This window comes from Erwinia wuhanensis (assembly GCF_030484085.1).
In the GTDB taxonomy this organism is placed as follows: domain Bacteria; phylum Pseudomonadota; class Gammaproteobacteria; order Enterobacterales; family Enterobacteriaceae; genus Erwinia; species Erwinia aeris.
The window spans coordinates 159,034-176,830 of sequence record NZ_JAUJUH010000006.1 but is presented as its reverse complement, the minus strand read 5'-3'; the positions used below and the strand labels follow the sequence as shown (position 1 = coordinate 176,830).

Below are 17,797 nucleotides of genomic sequence, written 5' to 3'. Positions count from 1 at the left end.
AGCGCACAGCGCTTCCGCGGCTTATCTTGCAAGAATCTGCCCCGGTTTTTTTGATCCCACGCATGACTCTCTGCGCCAACCTTAATACGGCCTTAACGGCAGGCAATAAAAAACCCCCGGCCGCTACGGCTCCGGGGGCTGGGGTGTGACGCGGCGCGTCAGATTTTGTCGCCAGAAGCTTTACGCTTTGTCGGATCCGCACACCAGTCGTTCGTCTCTTTGATGCCGCCATCCGGAGAGGTGTAGCCCAGGCAGCCCAGCACCGAGTCGAACAGCTCAACGTGACGATGCGTCGCGCCCACGCGCTGCTGCGCCTGCAGGCGTTCAAAGCGGCTCTGGTTAGCCGGGTCTGCCAGATACTTATCGGAAGCCCACACGATCATCGGCACGCGGAACTGCTCCGGCGGCGCCATATGACGCGGCGTGCCGTGCAGGTGCATGTTATCGCTGATCGATTCGCCGTGGTCGGCCGCGTAGAAGACAATCGCTTTCTTATCGCGCAGCTGATCGAACACGCTTTCCAGCACCGTATCCGTATAAAGTACCGAGTTATCAAAGGCGTTGATCAGCATCGCTTTGCTGCATTTATCGTCCACGCCCATACATTCAGGCTGATAACGGGCAAACTCGCGCGGATAGCGCTGCGAGTAAAGGTAGTGCGAGCCTTTGGTATGCAGCACCACCAGATGCTTGCCTTCAGGATGGCGATCGAGCGACTTTTTCAACTCCGGCACCAGCAGCATATCGTCCACCGACTTGCCCTGGTTCTGCTTTTCCGAACCAATCTGCTCGCGGAACGCGAAGTTATCCGCATCGGTATTGTTATAGAACCAGACTTCACTTTGCATAGCGAAAAGCTCCGAGCTAAAGCCCAGCGACTTCATCACCGCAAAAACGTTCTGTTCTTTCAGCGTGCGGCCTGGCCCTTCATCGGTGCCGCCTTCACGCACGAACATACAGCGCAGCGAAAGCTTGGTTGCGGTGTCGCAGGATTCCCCCCGGAACGCCACCAGGTTTTTCTCGTGGGAAAGCTTTGGCGTGGTATCGCGGTTATAGCCCAGCAGGCCCATATGATCCCAGCGGGTGGTTTCGCCAATCACGAATACCACATAGGTGTCGTCCAGCCCGGCCGGTGCGTTATAGGTAAACTGCTTTGCCGGATCGAACAGGTCTTTACCGTCCATCGTCTCGTCGTAGCTGGTGTAGGCAAACAGCCCCAGCGCCGACAGCCAGTTGGAAGGCAGATAAGAGTGCGCCACCACGCCGCCATAGCTCGGCAGATCGACATTGGTCAGCTTCTCGTTGATGTTCTGCTGCTTGTCGAAATAGCGGATAGGCAGCCAGACCAGCGCCACGGCCAGCAGCAGCACGCCCAGCGGCTTCAGGCGCTGTCCCGGCGTTTTCAGCTGCTCAATCAGCGTCAGGCGCAGCGAGTTGCGCCAGATCAGCAGCAGCGGCAGCGCGCTGACCAGCACCATCCACAGCACAAAATGGTAGCCAATCACCTCTTTCGACAAATCGGTATCCGTGGTCATCACCGACGCGACGATGCCGTAGCCGATCACCACGTTAAAGAAACTCATGTAGTAGCTGGCGGCTACCGAAATCAGCACCAGCGCGGTAGCGGTCACGCGCCAGAAAATTTTGCCGCCCAGCGACAGCAGCCGCATCAGGAAAAAGGTCAGCAGAACGATGGCGACGACTTCCGCCACGGCGGAAAGCCATTCCGCCACGCTGAAGTGGGCCAGAAAGGGATCGAAACGACGATAAAAAACGGGAATATTCAGAAAGATACCGATGTAAAACGCTAGCAAAAACGAGAGCTTTTGCTGCGTCAGTGTTTTAATGTAATTCATGCAACCTTTATCCCGGCGTAGCTTTAGAGTAAACGCTAATCAGACCATACCGTTTCGCCAGAGTTCGGTTATAGGGTCGATTATCACCCTGAGAAACTTTTCCCGGACGATTCTGAAGGGAAAAAATTCACCTCCACGCGCAAGCGGCGTAGTTAACCACATTATCGGGGATTTATCAGTTCAATCGCGGGAATAAGCAGAGAAACGCGGCGGGTCGCAGGGTTACAGACAGCCGGAGCGCCATAGCGGCTCCGGCCAGCGCCGTTATCAGTTGATGATATTCAGCGTTACGTCGATATTGTCGCGGGTTGCGTTAGAGTAAGGGCAGACGATATGGGCCGCGTCCACCAGCTTTTTCGCTTCCGCCGCGTCCATTCCTTCCAGATGGATATTCAATTTAGCTTCGATACCAAAACCGGTCGGCAGCGGCCCGATGCCCACTTCCCCTTCGATAAAGGCTTCTTTTGGCATAGTGATTTTGTCGCGGTTGGCGACAAACTTCATCGCGCCCAGGAAGCAGGCCGAGTAGCCAGCGGCAAACAGCTGTTCAGGGTTGGTGGCTTCGCCGCCCGCGCCGCCCATTTCTTTCGGTACGCCCAGCTTTACGTCCAGCACGCCGTCTGAAGAGGTAGCACGACCGTCACGACCACCGGTGGCTTTTGCTTTGGCACGGTAAACGACTTTTTCTAAAGACATCAGGCAACTCCTTTCATTGGGTTTTATATGCGCTATTAAATCGCGAGCGACTTAATGAGGCGTCTGTAATCAGTATAGACTTTCCGGAGCGAGACTACGGTCTAGCCGTTGAGGCTGTCGCGCAGGCTTTCCAGTTCGGCTTTCAGCACGCGCATTTTTTCCGCATCACAGGCGGCGGCGCAGCTGACGGCCTGAGGTAAATCGACCGCTTTATGGCGCAGCTCGCGACCCTGTTCGGTCAGCGTTACCACGACCTGGCGCTCGTCTTTGCGCGAGCGCTGACGATCCAACAGACCCGCCGCCTCCAGCCTTTTCAGCAGCGGCGTCAGCGTGGCGGAGTCCAGAAACAGCCGTTCGCCGATTTCGGAAACCGTCACGTCATCGCGCTCCCACAGCACCAGCATCACCAGATATTGCGGATAGGTGATATCAAGCGGTGCCAGCAGCTGGCGGTAAAGCTTGTGCAGCGCCAGGTTGGTGGAATAGAGCGCGAAGCAAAGCTGTTGATCAAGCAACAGTGGCGAGGCTTCCGCTTTTTTGTCATCTTTATCTGTGGTCATGGCAAAAAATATAAATAGTGCGCTATATAATTGCAAGCGAATCTTAATGTTCAGGGGAGAAAACCGATGTATTCACTGGAAGAAAAGGCCCGACGCTACGCCAGCAAGGCTCATGCTGACACGGGTCAGCGTCGCAAATATACCGATGAGCCTTATATCGTACATCCGGCTGCGGTAGTGGAGCTGGTGCGCAGCGTAACCGATAACGAAATCATGCTGGCCGCCGCATGGCTACACGACACGGTCGAAGATACGTCCAACACGCTGGCGGATATCGAGAGCCATTTTGGCGCGGAGGTCGCCTCGCTGGTGGCGATGCTGACCGACAGCAAGCAGCCCGACGCAAAAAATCGCGCAGCGCGTAAAGTGGCCCATTTTCGCCATACGGCACAGGCCTCGGGCGACGCCCAGACCATCAAGCTGGCCGATATCATTGATAACACCCGCTCGATTATTCATTACGATCCGCATTTTGCCCGCGTTTATCTGACAGAAAAACGCGTGCAGATCGCCTTGCTGAAAGACGGAAATGAAGCGCTGTGGCGGCAGGCTTCCACTATTATCGAAAGCGGCATTGAGCAGCTGACGCAGGCGCCCTATTACGTGCCGCTTGCCTGGTTCACCCGCCAGCAGCAAAGATATCAGCTGCCGAATTAATCCTTAACCGGGATTTTCGGCGCTTTTCTGCATTAATTAACTCAAATCGGCGCCGCTGCCGCAGGCCGGCGGCATTAATTGGTAAGCCTGCGTCAACTCAGTGCCTATAATCGCCTCGAAAAAATAAGGGGCGTTATGCAATCTGATTTACTTTTTATCCGCCGCAAGGCGTTGGCTTTTATTGGCTGCGCGCTGTTTCTGGCCGCCATGATGGGAATGGTTTTTATCGATGTTCGCTGGATGAACGATGGCGTACACGAAACCTCATTTACTGAAATCGCTCAGGAACTGATGCTGCTGGCTATCGCGCTGCTCTATTTTCATGGCGCATATCGACAGCCTGCCATCAGGCCGACGCTGATATTAATCGGCGGCTTCTTCACCTGTATGCTGATCCGCGAGCTGGATTTCCTGTTCGACGAGCTGTCACACGGCAGCTGGGTGTGGTTCGCGCTGGCCACTGCCGCCGCGTGCGTCGTTATTGCCGTGCTTCAGCCAAAGCGCGCCGTGAAAGGCCTGGCCGATCTGCTGCGTCATCCTGCCTGGGGCATGTTGTGCGCGGGTTTGCTGACCATTCTGGTGTTTGCTCGCCTGTTCGGTATGCGCGACCTGTGGCAGCACCTGATGCTGGATGGCTATAACCATACGGTGAAAAACATGGCGGAGGAAGGCTGCGAACTGCTGGGCTATAGCCTGTGCCTGCTGGCTTCGCTGGGGTATCTGTATGGCGATCGGGCAAAGGCGGAATAAAAAACGCCGCCTTGCCAATACTCGTAAAGCCCGACGTTTAACGCCGGGCTTTTTTATAGCTTATTGCTTGTAAAAAATGTCGCCGGATTCCACTTTCAGGATGCGGCCATCTTCTTTAGAAATCTGCACGTAGTTGCCGCCCATATAGGTCCAGCTGGTGCCCTGCTCAGGCGCGGGCAGGTTGCGGGTTTTCCAGTCCACAATTTCATATTTTTTAGTGCGGTAGCGGTCAGGCACCACGCTGCCGATAGTGAAACGCTGGAAATCGGCAAAAAAGTACTGGATTTCATAAGGATGGGCCGGATCGCGCTGCGGCGCGGCCGTTTCGCCTGAAGGCGTCTGCGCCTGAGAAGGCGTTTGTGCTTCCGGCGCGATCGGCGCGGCGGCCGGGGCATCCGTAGCTGGGGCATCCGCAGCTGGCGCATCCGTGGCTGGCGTATTCGCAGCTGGGACATCCGCAGCTGGCGCGGCGGCGGCAGGATCCTGCTGCGTCTGAACATCTTCTGCAAAAGCCGTAGACACTAACGGCGTGGCAGCCAGTAAAAAAGCAGAAAAGAGAATGGACGTCGACTTACTCATGAGTTTCTCCGCTGAAAATGAAATTATCAGGTGGCACCGGTCAGCGAGGAAGCGCCACTTCGTCACGCGCACATTATCGTTTCTTTTCAGGCAAGGGAAGCAGGAAAAAGCGTGGTCTGCCCTTTTCGCCCAGCGTTATCTTTCGCGTAGCGCCTCTTTCGCCCGGTTCAGCGGTTTCAACAGGTAAGCCATAATGGTTTTGCTGCCGGTATGGATTTCCGCCATCGCGATCATCCCCGGATGCACCGGGAATTTTTTCCCTTTTTTATTAAGCAGATAATCTTTTTCGGTACGCACATAGACGCGATAGTAGTAGTTGTCCCGATGCACCTCGTCCTGGAGGGTATCCGGCGATATGGAAGCCACTTTCCCCTCAAGGCCGCCATAGATATTAAAATCATAGGCGGTCAGCTTGACCACGGCGCGCTGGCCCGGCGTGATAAAAGCCACGTCGCGCGGCGAAATCTGCGCTTCAATCAGCAGCTGTTCATCCAGCGGCACCAGCTCCATCAGGTTGCCGCGCTGCGGGATCACGCCGCCCACCGTGTTGACCTCGATCGCTTTGACGATACCCCTGACCGGCGCGACTATCGTCGTTCGCTTCAGCGCATCGGCGCGTCCGATGATGACCGATCGCTGCGAAGCGGCCTCGGCATTGGCTTTCGCCAGGTCCTCCCGCGCGTGCACGATGTACTGATTTTGCGCGTCGTTCAGCTTGCTTTGCAGATCGTTAGCCTGTCTTTTCAGCCGCAGCACTTCCACGTCGCTGGCCGCGCCCTGCGCCACCAGCGAAGCGGTCAGCTTAAGCTCGCGGTTGATCAACGTCAGCGCTTCACGCAGGCCGCTCAGCGTTTTGTCCAGGTTCTCCCTGCGCGAGCGATACAGCGCCGTCTCGGCCGCCACCAGATCGCCGTCCTCCAGCACCTCGGGCGGAAAATTCAGCTCGCTGCCCGCCGTTTCCGCCTGTAAACGGGCCGCCGTCGCCAGCGCCGCCCGCATTCTTGCCGTGCTCTCCTGTAGCCCGGAATCCAGCTGCGTGGGATCCAGCAACGCCAACACCTGGCCCGCCTCCACCACGTCGCCTTCACGCACTTTCAGCGTTTGCAGAATGCCGCCTTCCAGCGACTGCACGATCTGCGCGTGGCTGCTGGGGATGACTTTGCCGACGCCGACCGTGACCTCATCCAGTTCAAACAGGCTGGCCCAGAGAAAAAACAGCAGCAGCATCGTCAGCAGCGACCAGACGATCAGCGCGCTGCCGCGCGCGGCCGTTTTTTTGCGGCCTCTGAAGCGTCCGCTCATGATGACGCCTCCGTTTTGCGGCGCGGCGCGGCCGGTTTAACCAGCAGCTGCTCCTTCGTCCCGTCACGCACGATTTTGCCGTTATCCAACAGTAAAATACGATCCACCAGCTGCATCACTGCCGGTCGGTGCGTGGCGATAATCAGCGTTTTCTCGCCCGACCAGGCCTTAAGCTTTTCGATCAGGCGGCTTTCGGCGGCGTCGTCCAGCCAGGCCGTCGGCTCATCCAGCAGCAGCACGGCGGGCTGGCGCAACAGTGCGCGGGCCAGCAGCAGCAGCTGGCGCTGCCCGCCGGACAAGCCTTTGCCGCCCTCGTGAAGCAGATAGTCCAGGCCTTCCGGCAGCTGGCGGATAAAGGTCATAGCGCCAGTGATAGCCAGCGCTTCCTGCATCTCCTCCTCCGTAGCCAGCGGCATTCCCAGGCGCAAATTCTGACGGATGGTGCCGAAAAACAGCGACGAGGACTGGCTGACCAGGCTGACGTCGCGCCGGACATCCAGCGGATCGAGCGTGTCGAGCCGGTCGCCATCCAGCAGCAGCACGCCCTGCGTAGGCCGCAGCAGCCCCGCCAGCATTTGCAGCAGCGTGGATTTGCCAGATCCGTTGCGGCCCAGCAGCGCGATTTTCTCGCCGGGCTTGATGGTCAGCTTATCGAGCGCCAGCGCCGCCTGGGCGGCTTCAGGGCTATAACGATAGACAATACCGTCCAGGCTGTAGTCGCCGTACAGTTTTGCGCGATGCACCTGCGCCCCGCGCTCGGGCTGGTCTACCTCGCTGTTTAGCAGGCTTGCCAGCCCTTCTCTGGCGACTTTCGCCTGCTGCCAGCGGCTAAAAATCATCGCCAGCTGGCCCAGCGGCGCCATCATGCGCGAGGCCAGCATCGAGCAGCCAATCAGCACGCCGGTGGAGATATCGCCGTCCATCGCCAGCAACGCCCCCACCAGCACCACGCTGACATAGGCCAGCGTCTGTACCTCGCTGGTCCAGCTGGCCAGCAGCCCGCTGATAAAACGCTGCCTGACCGTCGCCTTGCCGATCGTTTCGTTCAGGTGGTTCCACTGGTTCTGAAAGTAAGGCTCGCCGCGCAGCAGCTTGATATCGTCCGCGCCCTGCACCGACTCCACCAGCATGGCGTTACGCAGGGCCGACTCGCGCATGGTGGCTCTGGAAAGCTTCGCCAGCGGCCGCTGCGCCAGCAGTCCCGGCAGCACAATCAGCGGGATCGCCACCAGCGGCACCAGCACCAGCCAGCCGCCCAGCAGCCAGAGCACGATCAGAAAGAGGATCAGAAACGGCAGATCGGCCACGGCGGAGATAGTGGTGGAGGCGATCAGCTCGCGCAGCTGCTCCAGCTCGCGGATCTGCGCGATAAAAGATCCGGTTGATTTTGGCCGCGCGTCGCTACGGATGCGCAAGGCGTGGCCGAAGACCTTGTCGGAAATACGCAAATCGGCGCGCTTGCCCGCCCAGTCGGAAATATAAGTGCGGGCCATGCGCAGGATAAAGATAAAAGTCAGCGCAATCATAACGCCGCCAAACAGTACCCACAGTGACGGCACGGACTGCGAAGGAATAATGCGGTCGTACACCTGCATGGTAAACAGCATCGCCGCCAGGCCCAGCACGTTGATCATCAGCGAGGCGAACATGATGTTGATCCAGCTCGGCCACTCCCGCAGCAGCGTCTGCCACAGCCAGCTGGCGCGGTAAGGCTGAATATAGTCGTCGACTCTGGCGTCGGGCACGGCGGTTTCAGGGCGGGCAAGCAGCACGCGCTGCGCATAGCGGCCCAGCTCTTCCACGCTGAGCACGCTTTGCAGCTGTTTTTCGCCGGTCAGCATCACGCTCGCCTGGCCTTCGGCGCTCAGTGATGTGACCACGCCGACGCCGCGCGCGCCGAAATCCACCACCAGCGGCAGCCGCCAGGCGTCCAGCCAGTCGGGATGGAAGTCGTCAAACAGCACCAGCAGGCCGAGCTGGCGCGCCATGTTTTCAATCAGCTTGTCCTGCGGCAGCTGTCGCAGCTGCCACTCCGCCTCGCCTTTTACCCGCTCTGGCGAAGCCTCAAGGCGATAATGCCTGGCGATCAGCAGCAGGGCCTCCAGCCACGGCAGGTAGCGGCTTTTTTCAGCATGGCCGGTGGCGTCGTTATCTGAGAAAGGGTTGTTCATAAGGCTCATTTTTCACTGTTTGCCGCTGCGCCTGGACGGCCGGCATATTGATGCTGAAGGCGTCTCTGGCCATACCGGCCAGCGCAAGATAAGTTACTTCGGCGGCCCAAAGGTCGCGGCGGGCATTGATAAGATCCAGCTCCGCGCGGCTGATTTCCTGTTCGGCGTTGAGCAAATCAAGCACGTTCCTGTTGCCCAGTGCCAGATATTGCTCGCGGTAAAGCGACCGCGTCTCGGTAATGGTGCGCAGCCGCCGGGCGAGGATGCTGATGTTGTTTTGCAGACCAGCCATGCTCTGAAACGCGCTGCGTTGTCGGTCGGTCAGCTCCAGCTTCTGGCTGCTGATGGTTTCTCTGGCCGCGGCCAGCGCGCGGGCGCTGGCGTTTTCCTGCGCCGCCAGCGCGCCGCCCTGATAGAGGGTGCTGTTCAGGGAGAGATAGACGTTTTGATACTGGCTACGGCTCTGATAGCGGGCGATATCGCCGATATATTTGTTGCTGCTGGCCTCCAGCGACAGCGTGGGATAACGCTGCGCTTTGCTGCTGCGCAGGTCAGCGCTGGCGATGGCGGCGTCGGCCTGTGCGATGAGGATGGTGGGGTTTCTGTTCAGATCGAGCGTGGCGCCCAGTTTGCGGATCAGCGGTTGTAGATCCAGCGGCGTGGCGAGCGGCCTGTCCGCGATCGGCTGGCCCAGCAGCGCCTGAAGGTGGTACTTCGCCTGGCGAAGTTTGATCTCGCTCTCCTGCTGCTGCGCCTCGGCCGCTTCAACGCGTGCCTGCGCCTGTACGGGATCGACGCGCGTGCTGGCGCCCGCCGTCGCGCGCAGCTGCGTAAGCCGTAAAATATCCTGCAGCGCCCTGACCTGTTTGCGTGCGTTATCAAGCTGCTGCGTATAGCGACAGACCTCGTTCAGCGCCAGCGCCGTTTGCTCAATCACGCTATCGACCTGCGCCAGCAAAGCGGCCTGCTGTCGCAGATAACCGGCCGTTGCCCGATCCACCGCGCCGCCGGTTTTGCCAAAGTCATAAAGCATTTGCGACAGCCCCAGCGTGGCGATTTGCCCGCTGCCTTCGTCCTGCTGTCGGCCCGAGGTAACCCCCGCTTTAATCGCGGGAAGGTAGCCCGCGCTGGCGTTATCGATGCTAAAGCCCGCCGACTCCAGCGAGGCGATGCTGCTGCTGATGGCCGGATGGTGCTGCACCGCCAGCAGGATCGCGGCGTGCCAGTCGACGGGCAGCGTTTTGCCGTCGCCCGTCGGCAGCATATCGGTCTGGTCTGCGGCGGCCTCAGGCAGGGTGTCCGGCGCGCCGGAAAAAAGCCCCCAGAATCCATCAGGCGCTTCTTTCGGCGGCGACGGCTGCGCAAGGCTGACACAAGGCAGCGCCAGCAGGCAGCAAAAGGCGGTAAAACGTCTTTCCATAGCTTCATCCTGAAAATCCCTGGCCAGGCCGGGCGGCAGGCGCGTCGCCCGGCGCTTGCTTAGCCAATAACGATATCGTCTTCGATATAGAGCTGCACCAGCGAGCCGTCGGCGGCCGTGCTGGTGTAGTGCTCGTAGCTGATGCCGTCCGCCAGCAGGGCCGTCGATTGCGTCCAGCTGCCGTTTAGCGTCACCGTATCGCCTTCCGCGCCCTTGACGTAGAGCGTGTTATTGTCGTCGGTGATATTGAACAGGCTTTCCGCGCTGACGGTCAGGCTGTCGTTAACGCTGTCGTCCAGCATATCTACGGCTTCGATATTGCTGACTCGGGCGGAGATAGCGCTCAGATCCAGCGAGCCGCTGCCGTGCCAGGCCAGGGTATCACTGCCGTCCGCGCCGTTTATCGAGGTGAAGTCGGTATCGTAAAGCTGGAATATATCGCTGCCGCCGGAGCCGCTAAAGGTGAGCGCGCCGCCCGCGCTGCCGTCCACCGTCACCCCTAAGCTGACGCTCAGCGACGCGCTGCTGCCGTCCGATAAGGTGTAGGTGAAGGTATCGGTATGGCCGCTTTGCGCGGCCGCCTCATCCGGCACGTAGCGGTAGTGGCCCGCGCCGTCGATAGCCAGCATACCCCAGTAGCCTTGCAGACTCGCGGCCTCGCCGTCGACCACGGCGGTTTCGCCATTCTGGCTGACGGAGACGAGCGTCAGATCCTGCATTTCTTCGGCGCTCAACGAGCCTTCAATCCCGGCGGTTACTTCGTTAAAGGTTATGCCTTCCTGTACGTAAAGCTTAATAGCCGTGCCATTGAGCGTGGCGCTGGTGTAAAGCGTATAAACGATGTTATTCAGCGTTTCCACGCCGCTGACCAGCCACTCGCCCGCCAGAGAAAGCGAATCCTCGCTGCCGCCGCGTACGTAAAGCGCGTTGCCGTCGCCGGTGACGCTGGCGATATCATCAACGTTCAGCGTCAGCACCGCCGCCGCACCGTTATCCTGAAGATCTATCGCCTCGATATTGCTGACCTTACCGGCAAGATCGCTCAGCCGCAGCTCGCCCTCGCCGCGCCAGACCAGCGTATCGTGACCGGCCTTGCCGTCCAGCACGGTCAGCTGCGTGTCGTAAATCGCAAAGCTGTCGTCGCCGACCGTGCCCGCGAAGGTCAGCGCGCCGCCGCCCAGGCCATCCACCGCCACGCCCGGCGTCACCGTCAGCGTTTGCGTGGTGCCGTCGCTCAGCAGATACGTAAAGGCATCTTCGCTGCTGGCAAGCGGGATCGTCGAGCCGCTGGCCAGCGTATAGGTGTAGCTGCCGTCGCTGTGAATGGTCAGCGAGCCATATTCGCCAACGATCGTCGTACCCGCCGCCGCTACCAGCGTGTAGCTGGCCGCGCCGGTGACGATGCCTGCCGCAATAGATTTCACTATCAGGCCGTTATCGCTGGTAAAGACGGATCCGGCGCTGCTGGCATCGGCGGTAACCTGATAGTCGGTGGTGCTGACGATATTGACCGCCACCTCGATCGCCAGTTCGTCATAAACCGTGAGCAACAGCAGGCTGGTGTGGCCGCTCTGCGTGGTGTCGATGGTCAGACGATAAGTGCCGACCGGCTGGTCAGAAAGCGTCACGTTCAGCGCGCTGCTGCTGGTCAGCGCCTGTGAGCCGCCGGTGACGGTTTCCCAGGCGAAGGTCTGCCCGTTGTAGCGCTGCAATGACCACGTGGCCGACACGCTGTTATCGGCATCGATCGAGGCGCCGGAGACGCTGAAGCCGATCGCCTGTTGGTCGCTACTGCTGGCGATGACGAAGCTGTCGCTGATAAAACTGTTGCTTTCCTCCTCCACGGTAACCGTCTGCGCCACGCTGTCGCTGAGCAGTGTCACCTGGCCGGTGACGTCGGCGGCATTGTTCTCCGCTGCGGTTTCCGTGGCGCTGAAGGCTATTTCGCTGTCGACCAGCAGGGTAACGCTTTGCCCGTCGGCCGCGGTGCTGACGTAGCGGTCGTAGCTGGCGTTGTTAAGCACCTCGCTGCCGATCCACTGCCAGCTGCCGCCCAGCGTCAGCGTATCGCCAGCCTCGCCTTTCACATAAAGCGTGTTGTCGTCATCGGTAATATCCGCCACGTTTTGCGCGGAAATCAGCAAATTGCCCGCGTCGGCGGCCAGCTCGATCTCTTCAATATTGCTGACTTTGTCCGCGATCTCACTGACCGTCAGCGTGCTGGCGCGCCAGACCAGCGTATCCAGCCCGGCGCCGCCATCGATACTGGCGAAGTCGCTGCCGTCAACGTTAAAAAGATCGTTGCCGTCCGTGCCCGTAATCGCTTCTGCGGCGACCACGTCATATTCACTGCCTGACGAGCTGTCCTGGTAGCTCGCCGCCGAAAGCGCAACCGACTGCTGCACGTTGAGATCGACAGCGACGCCCGCCCCGGTCGTGCCTGTGTAATGCGTGTACAAAACGCTGTTTATCACCGTGGTGCCGCTGTTGATCCAGCTTCCCACCAGCGTAACGGTGTCGCCCGCTGCGCCGGTAACGGTGAGCGTATTCACGTCGTTGGTGATATCGACCACGTCCTGAGCAGTGACCACCACGCTGCCGCTGCTTTCTGCCGCGAGCGCCAGGGTTTCGATATTGCTGACTCTGGCGGCGACATCGCTCAGCACCAGTTCGGCCTTGCCGTACCAGGCCAGGGTATCGCTGCCGTCCGCGCCGTCCATCTGCGCAAAATCCGTATCGTAAACCGCGAAAACGTCATTCGCCTCCGTGCCCTGGAATACCAGCGCGCCGCCATTGCTGCCGTCAACCTCCACGCCCAGGTTGACGGTAAGCGTGGCCGTAACCACCTTGCCGTTCACCCCTTGCAGCGCGTAGGTAAAGATATCCTGAGAGCCTGACGGCAGCGTGGTGGCATCCGGCGTATAGAGATAGGTGCCGTCGCTATAGAGCAGCAGCGTGCCATATTCGCCGACCAGGGTGATGCCGCTTTCGGTTACGGCAACGTAGCTGCTGTCGACGTCGGTATCGGCACTGCCGTCGCCCGCTTTGGCGTAAAGCCGGGTATAAATGGAGCTGAGCTTGTCGATGGCGCCGTCGATGCCCTCGTCGGTCAGCAGGTTGCCTGAAGCGGCCTGGCTGGCGGTGATCTCATAGTCCGTGGTGCTGGTTACGGAGACAGCCATATCCAGTATCACGTCGTTGTCCGCGCCCGTGGTGACGATGGCGAGGCGCCAGGTACCGGCCTCCTCAACCAGCGTCGATATATCCAGCGTCAGCAGCACCTCGCCGTTGTGATCGCCCGCCGGCACCACAAGATTATCGGTCGTTACCGTTGTCCAGCTGCCGTCGCTGCCCAGCTGCTGAAGTTCATAAGCGATGTTTTTCTCGGTGGCAAAATCGTTGCCGAACAGCCCCTGCTCGGTTTTCAGCGTCAGCGTGCCGGACACCCGATCGTCGGCGGAGACCAGCGTAAAGGCGCTGGTATAGTTCACCGTGCCGCCCGTTGTCAGCACCACATCCGTATCGCTGGCTTCGGTGGTGCGCCAGCTTACGGCTACGCTGGCGTCGGCAGCATTGGCGGAAGCAATATCCGTGACGGCGTCGGCGCTGGGATCGGTAGCATCCCAGCTGAGCGTCAGCGCATCGTTGGTGCTGCCGATCTGGATATAGAGCTGCGCTGAAGAGGTCTTGCCGGTGGCGGAGTCGGTCAGGGTATAGGTAAAGACTTCGACCTTGCCGATACTGTTCATCGAGACGGCAGGGATATATTCATAGCTGCCGTCGCCGCCGATCATCAGCATGCCGTACTGGCCGACCAGCGTAGTTTTGGTGATGGCGCCCAGCGTCACTTTAGTCACGTTGCCATCGCTATTGGTAACGCTGACGGAAGAAACCAGGGTCGAGGCGCCGTGCGGGATCGTGTCCGGGCCGTAGATCCCGTCCGCATCGCTCATTACGTTGCCTGCCGCCGTGGTGTAATCGGTGGTGGTGGCCTCTTCGGCCAGGGTATAAACCGTCTCCCGCGCTTCGAGATCGAAGCTGGCGCCAATGTTAATGCCCGCCGTGGTATAAACCAGCTGATAGGTTCCGGCGGTCAGACCGGACAGCGTCAGCGTGGCAGTATTGGCTCCTGAGCCAAACAGGCCGAACAGATTGCTGCTGCCTCCCTGCGAAACATCTACCCATTCGCCGGTGGCAGAGTGGTACTTTTGCAGGATCAGCGTGGAGTTGCTGGCAACGTTCAGGAAGGCGGACGAGGTAGCCGTTACGTTAAGATCGATAAAGGTGCCGTCCGCCACCACGATCGCATCGCTGACAATGGTGTTATTAATCGCAATCAGGCCGCTGTCGCTGATTAAGGTGCCCAGATCGTCCTCTACGCTGACCGGATAGGTAAAGCCGACCGCGGCCTCCGCGCTGATATTGTCCATTGCCGTCAGGATAACGGCCTGCACATCCAGGTTGAGCGTGGCGGACGGCGCGCTGCTGTTGCCCGCCCCATCCGTCACCGTAAACGTCAGCTCGTGGCTGCCATCGTATAATCCGTCTTCATCGGTAAACTGCCAGCTGCCGTCTTCGGCTACGGTGGCCTCTCCCACTTTTTCACCTTTGTCGTAAAGCGTGACGGTTGCGCCCGGCTCCGCGCTGCCGCTGAAGGTGGCTTTGCTGTCGGTCAGCGTCTCTGTGCGGTCTACGACGATACCGGCTTCATCCGTAATCACGATGGAGGCGGGATCGATGCCTTCCGGCGCGATGGTGTCGACGGTGTAGTCAATCGCCGCTGATGCGCCGCTGGTATTGCCCGCCTCGTCGATTACTTCAAAGGAAATATCGTGATCGCCTTCCGCCAGCGGTTGGTCCGGCGTGAACGACCAGCTGCCGTCTTCGCTTACCGTGGTTTCACCAAGCGCCGTATCGCCGTCGCTGATTATTACGGTCGCGCCCGGTTCGGCGCTGCCGCTGAAGGTTGGCGTGGTGGCGGATGTGGCGCTGGCCGAATCGATGGCTGTACCGTCGGGATTGGTGATGATGACGGCCGGTGTTTCAATACCTTCCGGCGCGGTGGTATCGACGGTGTAGTCAATCGGCGCTGATGCGCCGCTGGTATTGCCCGCCTCGTCGATTATTTCGAAGGAGATATCGTGATCGCCCTCCGCCAGCGGCTCGTCCGGCGTGTACGACCAGCTGCCGTCTTCGTTTACCGTGGTTTCGCCGAGCGCCATATCACCGTCGCTGACGACGACGGTCGCGCCCGGCTCCGCGCCGTCGCCGCTGAAGGTCGGCGTGGTAGCGCTGGTCGCGCCAGACGGATCGATGGCGTTGCCGTCCGGATCGGTGATAACAACGGCCGAGGCGTCCGGCACGTCCGGCGCGGTGGTATCAACGGTGTAATCAATGGAGTCTGAAGGGCCGCTGCTGTTGCCTGCTTCATCCACCACTTCAAAGGAGATATCGTGATCGCCCTCCGCCAGCGGCTCGTCCGGCGTGTACGACCAGCTGCCGTCTTCGTTTACCGTGGTTTCGCCGAGCGCCACATCACCGTCGCTGATGACGACGGTCGCGCCCGGCTCCGCGCCGTTGCCGCTGAAGGTCGGCGTGGTGGTGGTGGTGTCGCTGCCGGGAACGATAGCTGCACCGTCCGGATCGGTGATGACGATGGCCGAAGTGTCCGGCACGTCCGGCGCGGTGGTATCAACGGTGTAATCAATGGAGTCTGAAGGGCCGCTGCCGTTGCCCGCCTCGTCGATTATTTCGAAGGAGATATCGTGGTCGCCCTCCGCCAGCGGCTCCTCTGGCGTAAACGACCAGCTGCCGTCCTCCGCCACGGTCGCTTCGCCGATGGCCGTTTCACCGTCGCTGATGACGACGGTCGCGCCCGGCTCCGCGCCGTCGCCGCTGAAGGTCGGCGTGGTGGCGGATGTGGCGCCAGACGGATCGATGGCGGCGCCGTCCGGATCGGTGATAACAACGGCCGAGGCGTCCGGCACGTCCGGTGCGGTGGTATCAACGGTGTAGTCAATGGAGTCTGAAGGGCCGCTGCCGTTGCCTGCCTCATCCACCACTTCAAAGGAGATATCGTGGTCGCCCTCCGCCAGCGGCTCGTCCGGCGTGAACGACCAGCTGCCGTCCTCCGCCACGGTCGCTTCGCCGATGGCCGTTTCACCGTCGCTGACCACCACGGTTGCGCCCGGTTCGGCGCCATCGCCGCTGAAAGTTGGCGTGGTGGTGCTGGTGTCGCTGGCCGGATCGATGGCGTTGCCGGCGGGATCGGTGATAACAACGGCTGAGGCGTCCGGCACATCCGGCGCGGTGGTATCAACGGTGTAATCAATGGAGTCTGAAGGGCCGCTGCCGTTGCCCGCCTCGTCGATTATTTCGAAGGAGATATCGTGGTCGCCCTCCGCCAGCGGCTCGTCCGGCGTGTACGACCAGCTGCCGTCTTCGTTTACCGTGGTTTCGCCAATGACCTCGTCGCCGTCGCTGACCACCACTGTGCTGCCCGGCTCCGCGCCGTCGCCGCTGAAGGTCGGCGTAGGATCAGAGGACGCGCTGCCCGGATCGATGGCGTTGCCCGCTTCATCCGTAATCACTACGCCGGCAGTATCCACCCCTTCCGGCGCAGTGACATCAATCACCAAATCAACACTGTTGCTACTGCTGACGCCGTTTATATCGGGGCCAATAACCGTGATAGTGTGGGCACCTTCCGGTAATGCTTCCGGCGTAAACGTCCAGCTGCCGTTTGCCTCGACTACCGTTTCGCCCAGCAGCGCATCACCGTTAGCGATCGTCACCGTGCCGCCCGGCTGATAATTGCTGCCGCTGAACATCGGCGTGCTGTCGCGGGTCGCCTCGCCGCTGTTGATAATGTTGCCGCTGTCATCAGCAATCACTACGACAGGCACTATGCCTTCAGGCGCGGGGATATCCTCGTCCAGGATATTTTCCGGATCGATTAAGCCATCTTCACCACCGTTTTCGGTTTCGGTATTGCTCTGAGCGTCCACCACTACGTCCACGCTGTCGCTGACGCCGTTGCCGTTTATATCTGTGCCATCCACAACGATAGTGTGACCGCCATCCGCCAGCGCCTCATTCGGCGTAAAGCTCCAGCGCCCGTTTTCATCCACGGTGGTTTCGCCAATGACGGCTCCTCCATCGCTGATCACGACGGTGGATCCCGGCGCCATGCCTTCTCCGCTTAACGTAAGCGTGCTGTCGCTGATGGTATCGCCGCTGTTGAGGATATTGCCGCTGGCGTCGGTTAAAACGATGGATGGGCTGACCGTGGACGCGGCATCATCGTCGGATGAAGAGCCGCCGCCGCTGGAATGATTCGAGACGCCGATGCCGATCAGCAGCGCAGCTGCACCAATCCCCCCTCCCGCAGCCAGCATGACGCTATTGTCCCCCACGGTCAGAAGTTCAGCGGAAGTATCGGTGAGCTCATACACGGCAGAAGCCGGGTCATAGTCAAAGGCATACACGACGCCGTCCGGATCGGAGGCGGTCACGGCTGGCGGCACGTCCGGCGCGTAATTATCCAGCAATACCTCATAATTTTCGCCGGTGGCTTCGTCTGCCCATGTCAGCTTAAGACCGCTATTGCTTTTGGTGGCTTTAATTTGCGCGGGAAGGTTGCCATCATTACTGTGCACTTCAAAAGTAGAGGCGTTTGCAGGCGGCGTCAGAGAAAGAGGCTGTTGTGGAATTAAGTTGTGTCTGGCAATGACTTTACCGCTGACATCTTTGATGATTAATTGTAGGTTCATTTTTTCACCGATAATATATTTAAAATATATGAAT

At 59.8% G+C, this 17,797-nt stretch carries 10 protein-coding genes; 2 read left to right on the top strand and 8 right to left on the bottom strand.

The features are described 5' to 3' along the window. Positions 1-158: 158 nt before the first annotated feature. The 3 genes from eptB to QZH36_RS15515 form a co-directional block, all read right to left on the bottom strand. On the bottom strand, positions 159-1,856 hold the full coding sequence (gene eptB, locus QZH36_RS15525) for a kdo(2)-lipid A phosphoethanolamine 7''-transferase (RefSeq protein WP_301730597.1): 1,698 nt from the start codon (positions 1,854-1,856) through the stop codon (positions 159-161). Between the two features lie 267 nt (positions 1,857-2,123). Then, the gene (locus QZH36_RS15520) at positions 2,124-2,552 is read right to left on the bottom strand and encodes an organic hydroperoxide resistance protein (RefSeq protein WP_125289275.1); all 429 of its coding nucleotides are present in this window, start codon (positions 2,550-2,552) and stop codon (positions 2,124-2,126) included. A 101-nt stretch (positions 2,553-2,653) separates the two neighbouring features. Beyond that, complete coding sequence (locus QZH36_RS15515; protein WP_125289274.1) at positions 2,654-3,112, bottom strand: MarR family winged helix-turn-helix transcriptional regulator; 459 nt, start codon at positions 3,110-3,112, stop codon at positions 2,654-2,656. Positions 3,113-3,178: 66 nt separating this feature from the next. On the opposite strand from QZH36_RS15515, the gene QZH36_RS15510 reads away from it, so the two are divergent. Then, positions 3,179-3,769 carry an HD domain-containing protein gene (locus QZH36_RS15510; RefSeq protein ID WP_253456552.1) on the top strand — a complete coding sequence of 197 codons (591 nt, stop codon included), beginning with the start codon at positions 3,179-3,181 and terminating at the stop codon, positions 3,767-3,769. A 135-nt stretch (positions 3,770-3,904) separates the two neighbouring features. Then, positions 3,905-4,519 (top strand): hypothetical protein, encoded by a 615-nt coding sequence (locus tag QZH36_RS15505; protein WP_253456554.1) that lies wholly within the window; start codon positions 3,905-3,907, stop codon positions 4,517-4,519. Between the two features lie 60 nt (positions 4,520-4,579). On the opposite strand, the gene QZH36_RS15500 is transcribed toward QZH36_RS15505, so the two are convergent. The 5 genes from QZH36_RS15500 to QZH36_RS15480 all read right to left on the bottom strand — a co-directional run bounded on the left by QZH36_RS15500 (position 4,580) and on the right by QZH36_RS15480 (position 17,763). Beyond that, positions 4,580-5,098, bottom strand: a complete 519-nt coding sequence (locus QZH36_RS15500; RefSeq protein WP_301730596.1) for an RcnB family protein — start codon at positions 5,096-5,098, stop codon at positions 4,580-4,582. A gap of 135 nt (positions 5,099-5,233) precedes the next feature. Beyond that, positions 5,234-6,400, bottom strand: a complete 1,167-nt coding sequence (locus QZH36_RS15495) for a beta-barrel domain-containing protein (protein ID WP_253456558.1) — start codon at positions 6,398-6,400, stop codon at positions 5,234-5,236. Then, positions 6,397-8,571 (bottom strand): type I secretion system permease/ATPase, encoded by a 2,175-nt coding sequence (locus tag QZH36_RS15490; RefSeq protein WP_301730595.1) that lies wholly within the window; start codon positions 8,569-8,571, stop codon positions 6,397-6,399. Before QZH36_RS15490 ends, QZH36_RS15495 begins: the two co-directional genes overlap by 4 nt. Next, positions 8,549-9,991, bottom strand: a complete 1,443-nt coding sequence (locus QZH36_RS15485; protein ID WP_253456562.1) for a TolC family outer membrane protein — start codon at positions 9,989-9,991, stop codon at positions 8,549-8,551. Before QZH36_RS15485 ends, QZH36_RS15490 begins: the two co-directional genes overlap by 23 nt. Positions 9,992-10,050: 59 nt before the next feature. Next, a complete protein-coding gene (locus QZH36_RS15480; protein WP_301730594.1) occupies positions 10,051-17,763 on the bottom strand; it encodes a BapA/Bap/LapF family large adhesin in 7,713 nt (2,570 codons plus the stop codon). Positions 17,764-17,797: the final 34 nt, after the last annotated feature.

What these genes read in the sequence shown, in the direction of transcription:
- eptB (WP_301730597.1), bottom strand. Translation starts at nt 1,856, where the DNA reads ATGAATTACATTAAAACACTGACGCAGCAAAAGCTCTCGTTTTTGCTA.
- QZH36_RS15520 (WP_125289275.1), bottom strand. Translation starts at nt 2,552, where the DNA reads ATGTCTTTAGAAAAAGTCGTTTACCGTGCCAAAGCAAAAGCCACCGGT.
- QZH36_RS15515 (WP_125289274.1), bottom strand. Translation starts at nt 3,112, where the DNA reads ATGACCACAGATAAAGATGACAAAAAAGCGGAAGCCTCGCCACTGTTG.
- QZH36_RS15510 (WP_253456552.1), top strand. Translation starts at nt 3,179, where the DNA reads ATGTATTCACTGGAAGAAAAGGCCCGACGCTACGCCAGCAAGGCTCAT.
- QZH36_RS15505 (WP_253456554.1), top strand. Translation starts at nt 3,905, where the DNA reads ATGCAATCTGATTTACTTTTTATCCGCCGCAAGGCGTTGGCTTTTATT.
- QZH36_RS15500 (WP_301730596.1), bottom strand. Translation starts at nt 5,098, where the DNA reads ATGAGTAAGTCGACGTCCATTCTCTTTTCTGCTTTTTTACTGGCTGCC.
- QZH36_RS15495 (WP_253456558.1), bottom strand. Translation starts at nt 6,400, where the DNA reads ATGAGCGGACGCTTCAGAGGCCGCAAAAAAACGGCCGCGCGCGGCAGC.
- QZH36_RS15490 (WP_301730595.1), bottom strand. Translation starts at nt 8,571, where the DNA reads ATGAACAACCCTTTCTCAGATAACGACGCCACCGGCCATGCTGAAAAA.
- QZH36_RS15485 (WP_253456562.1), bottom strand. Translation starts at nt 9,991, where the DNA reads ATGGAAAGACGTTTTACCGCCTTTTGCTGCCTGCTGGCGCTGCCTTGT.
- QZH36_RS15480 (WP_301730594.1), bottom strand. Translation starts at nt 17,763, where the DNA reads ATGAACCTACAATTAATCATCAAAGATGTCAGCGGTAAAGTCATTGCC.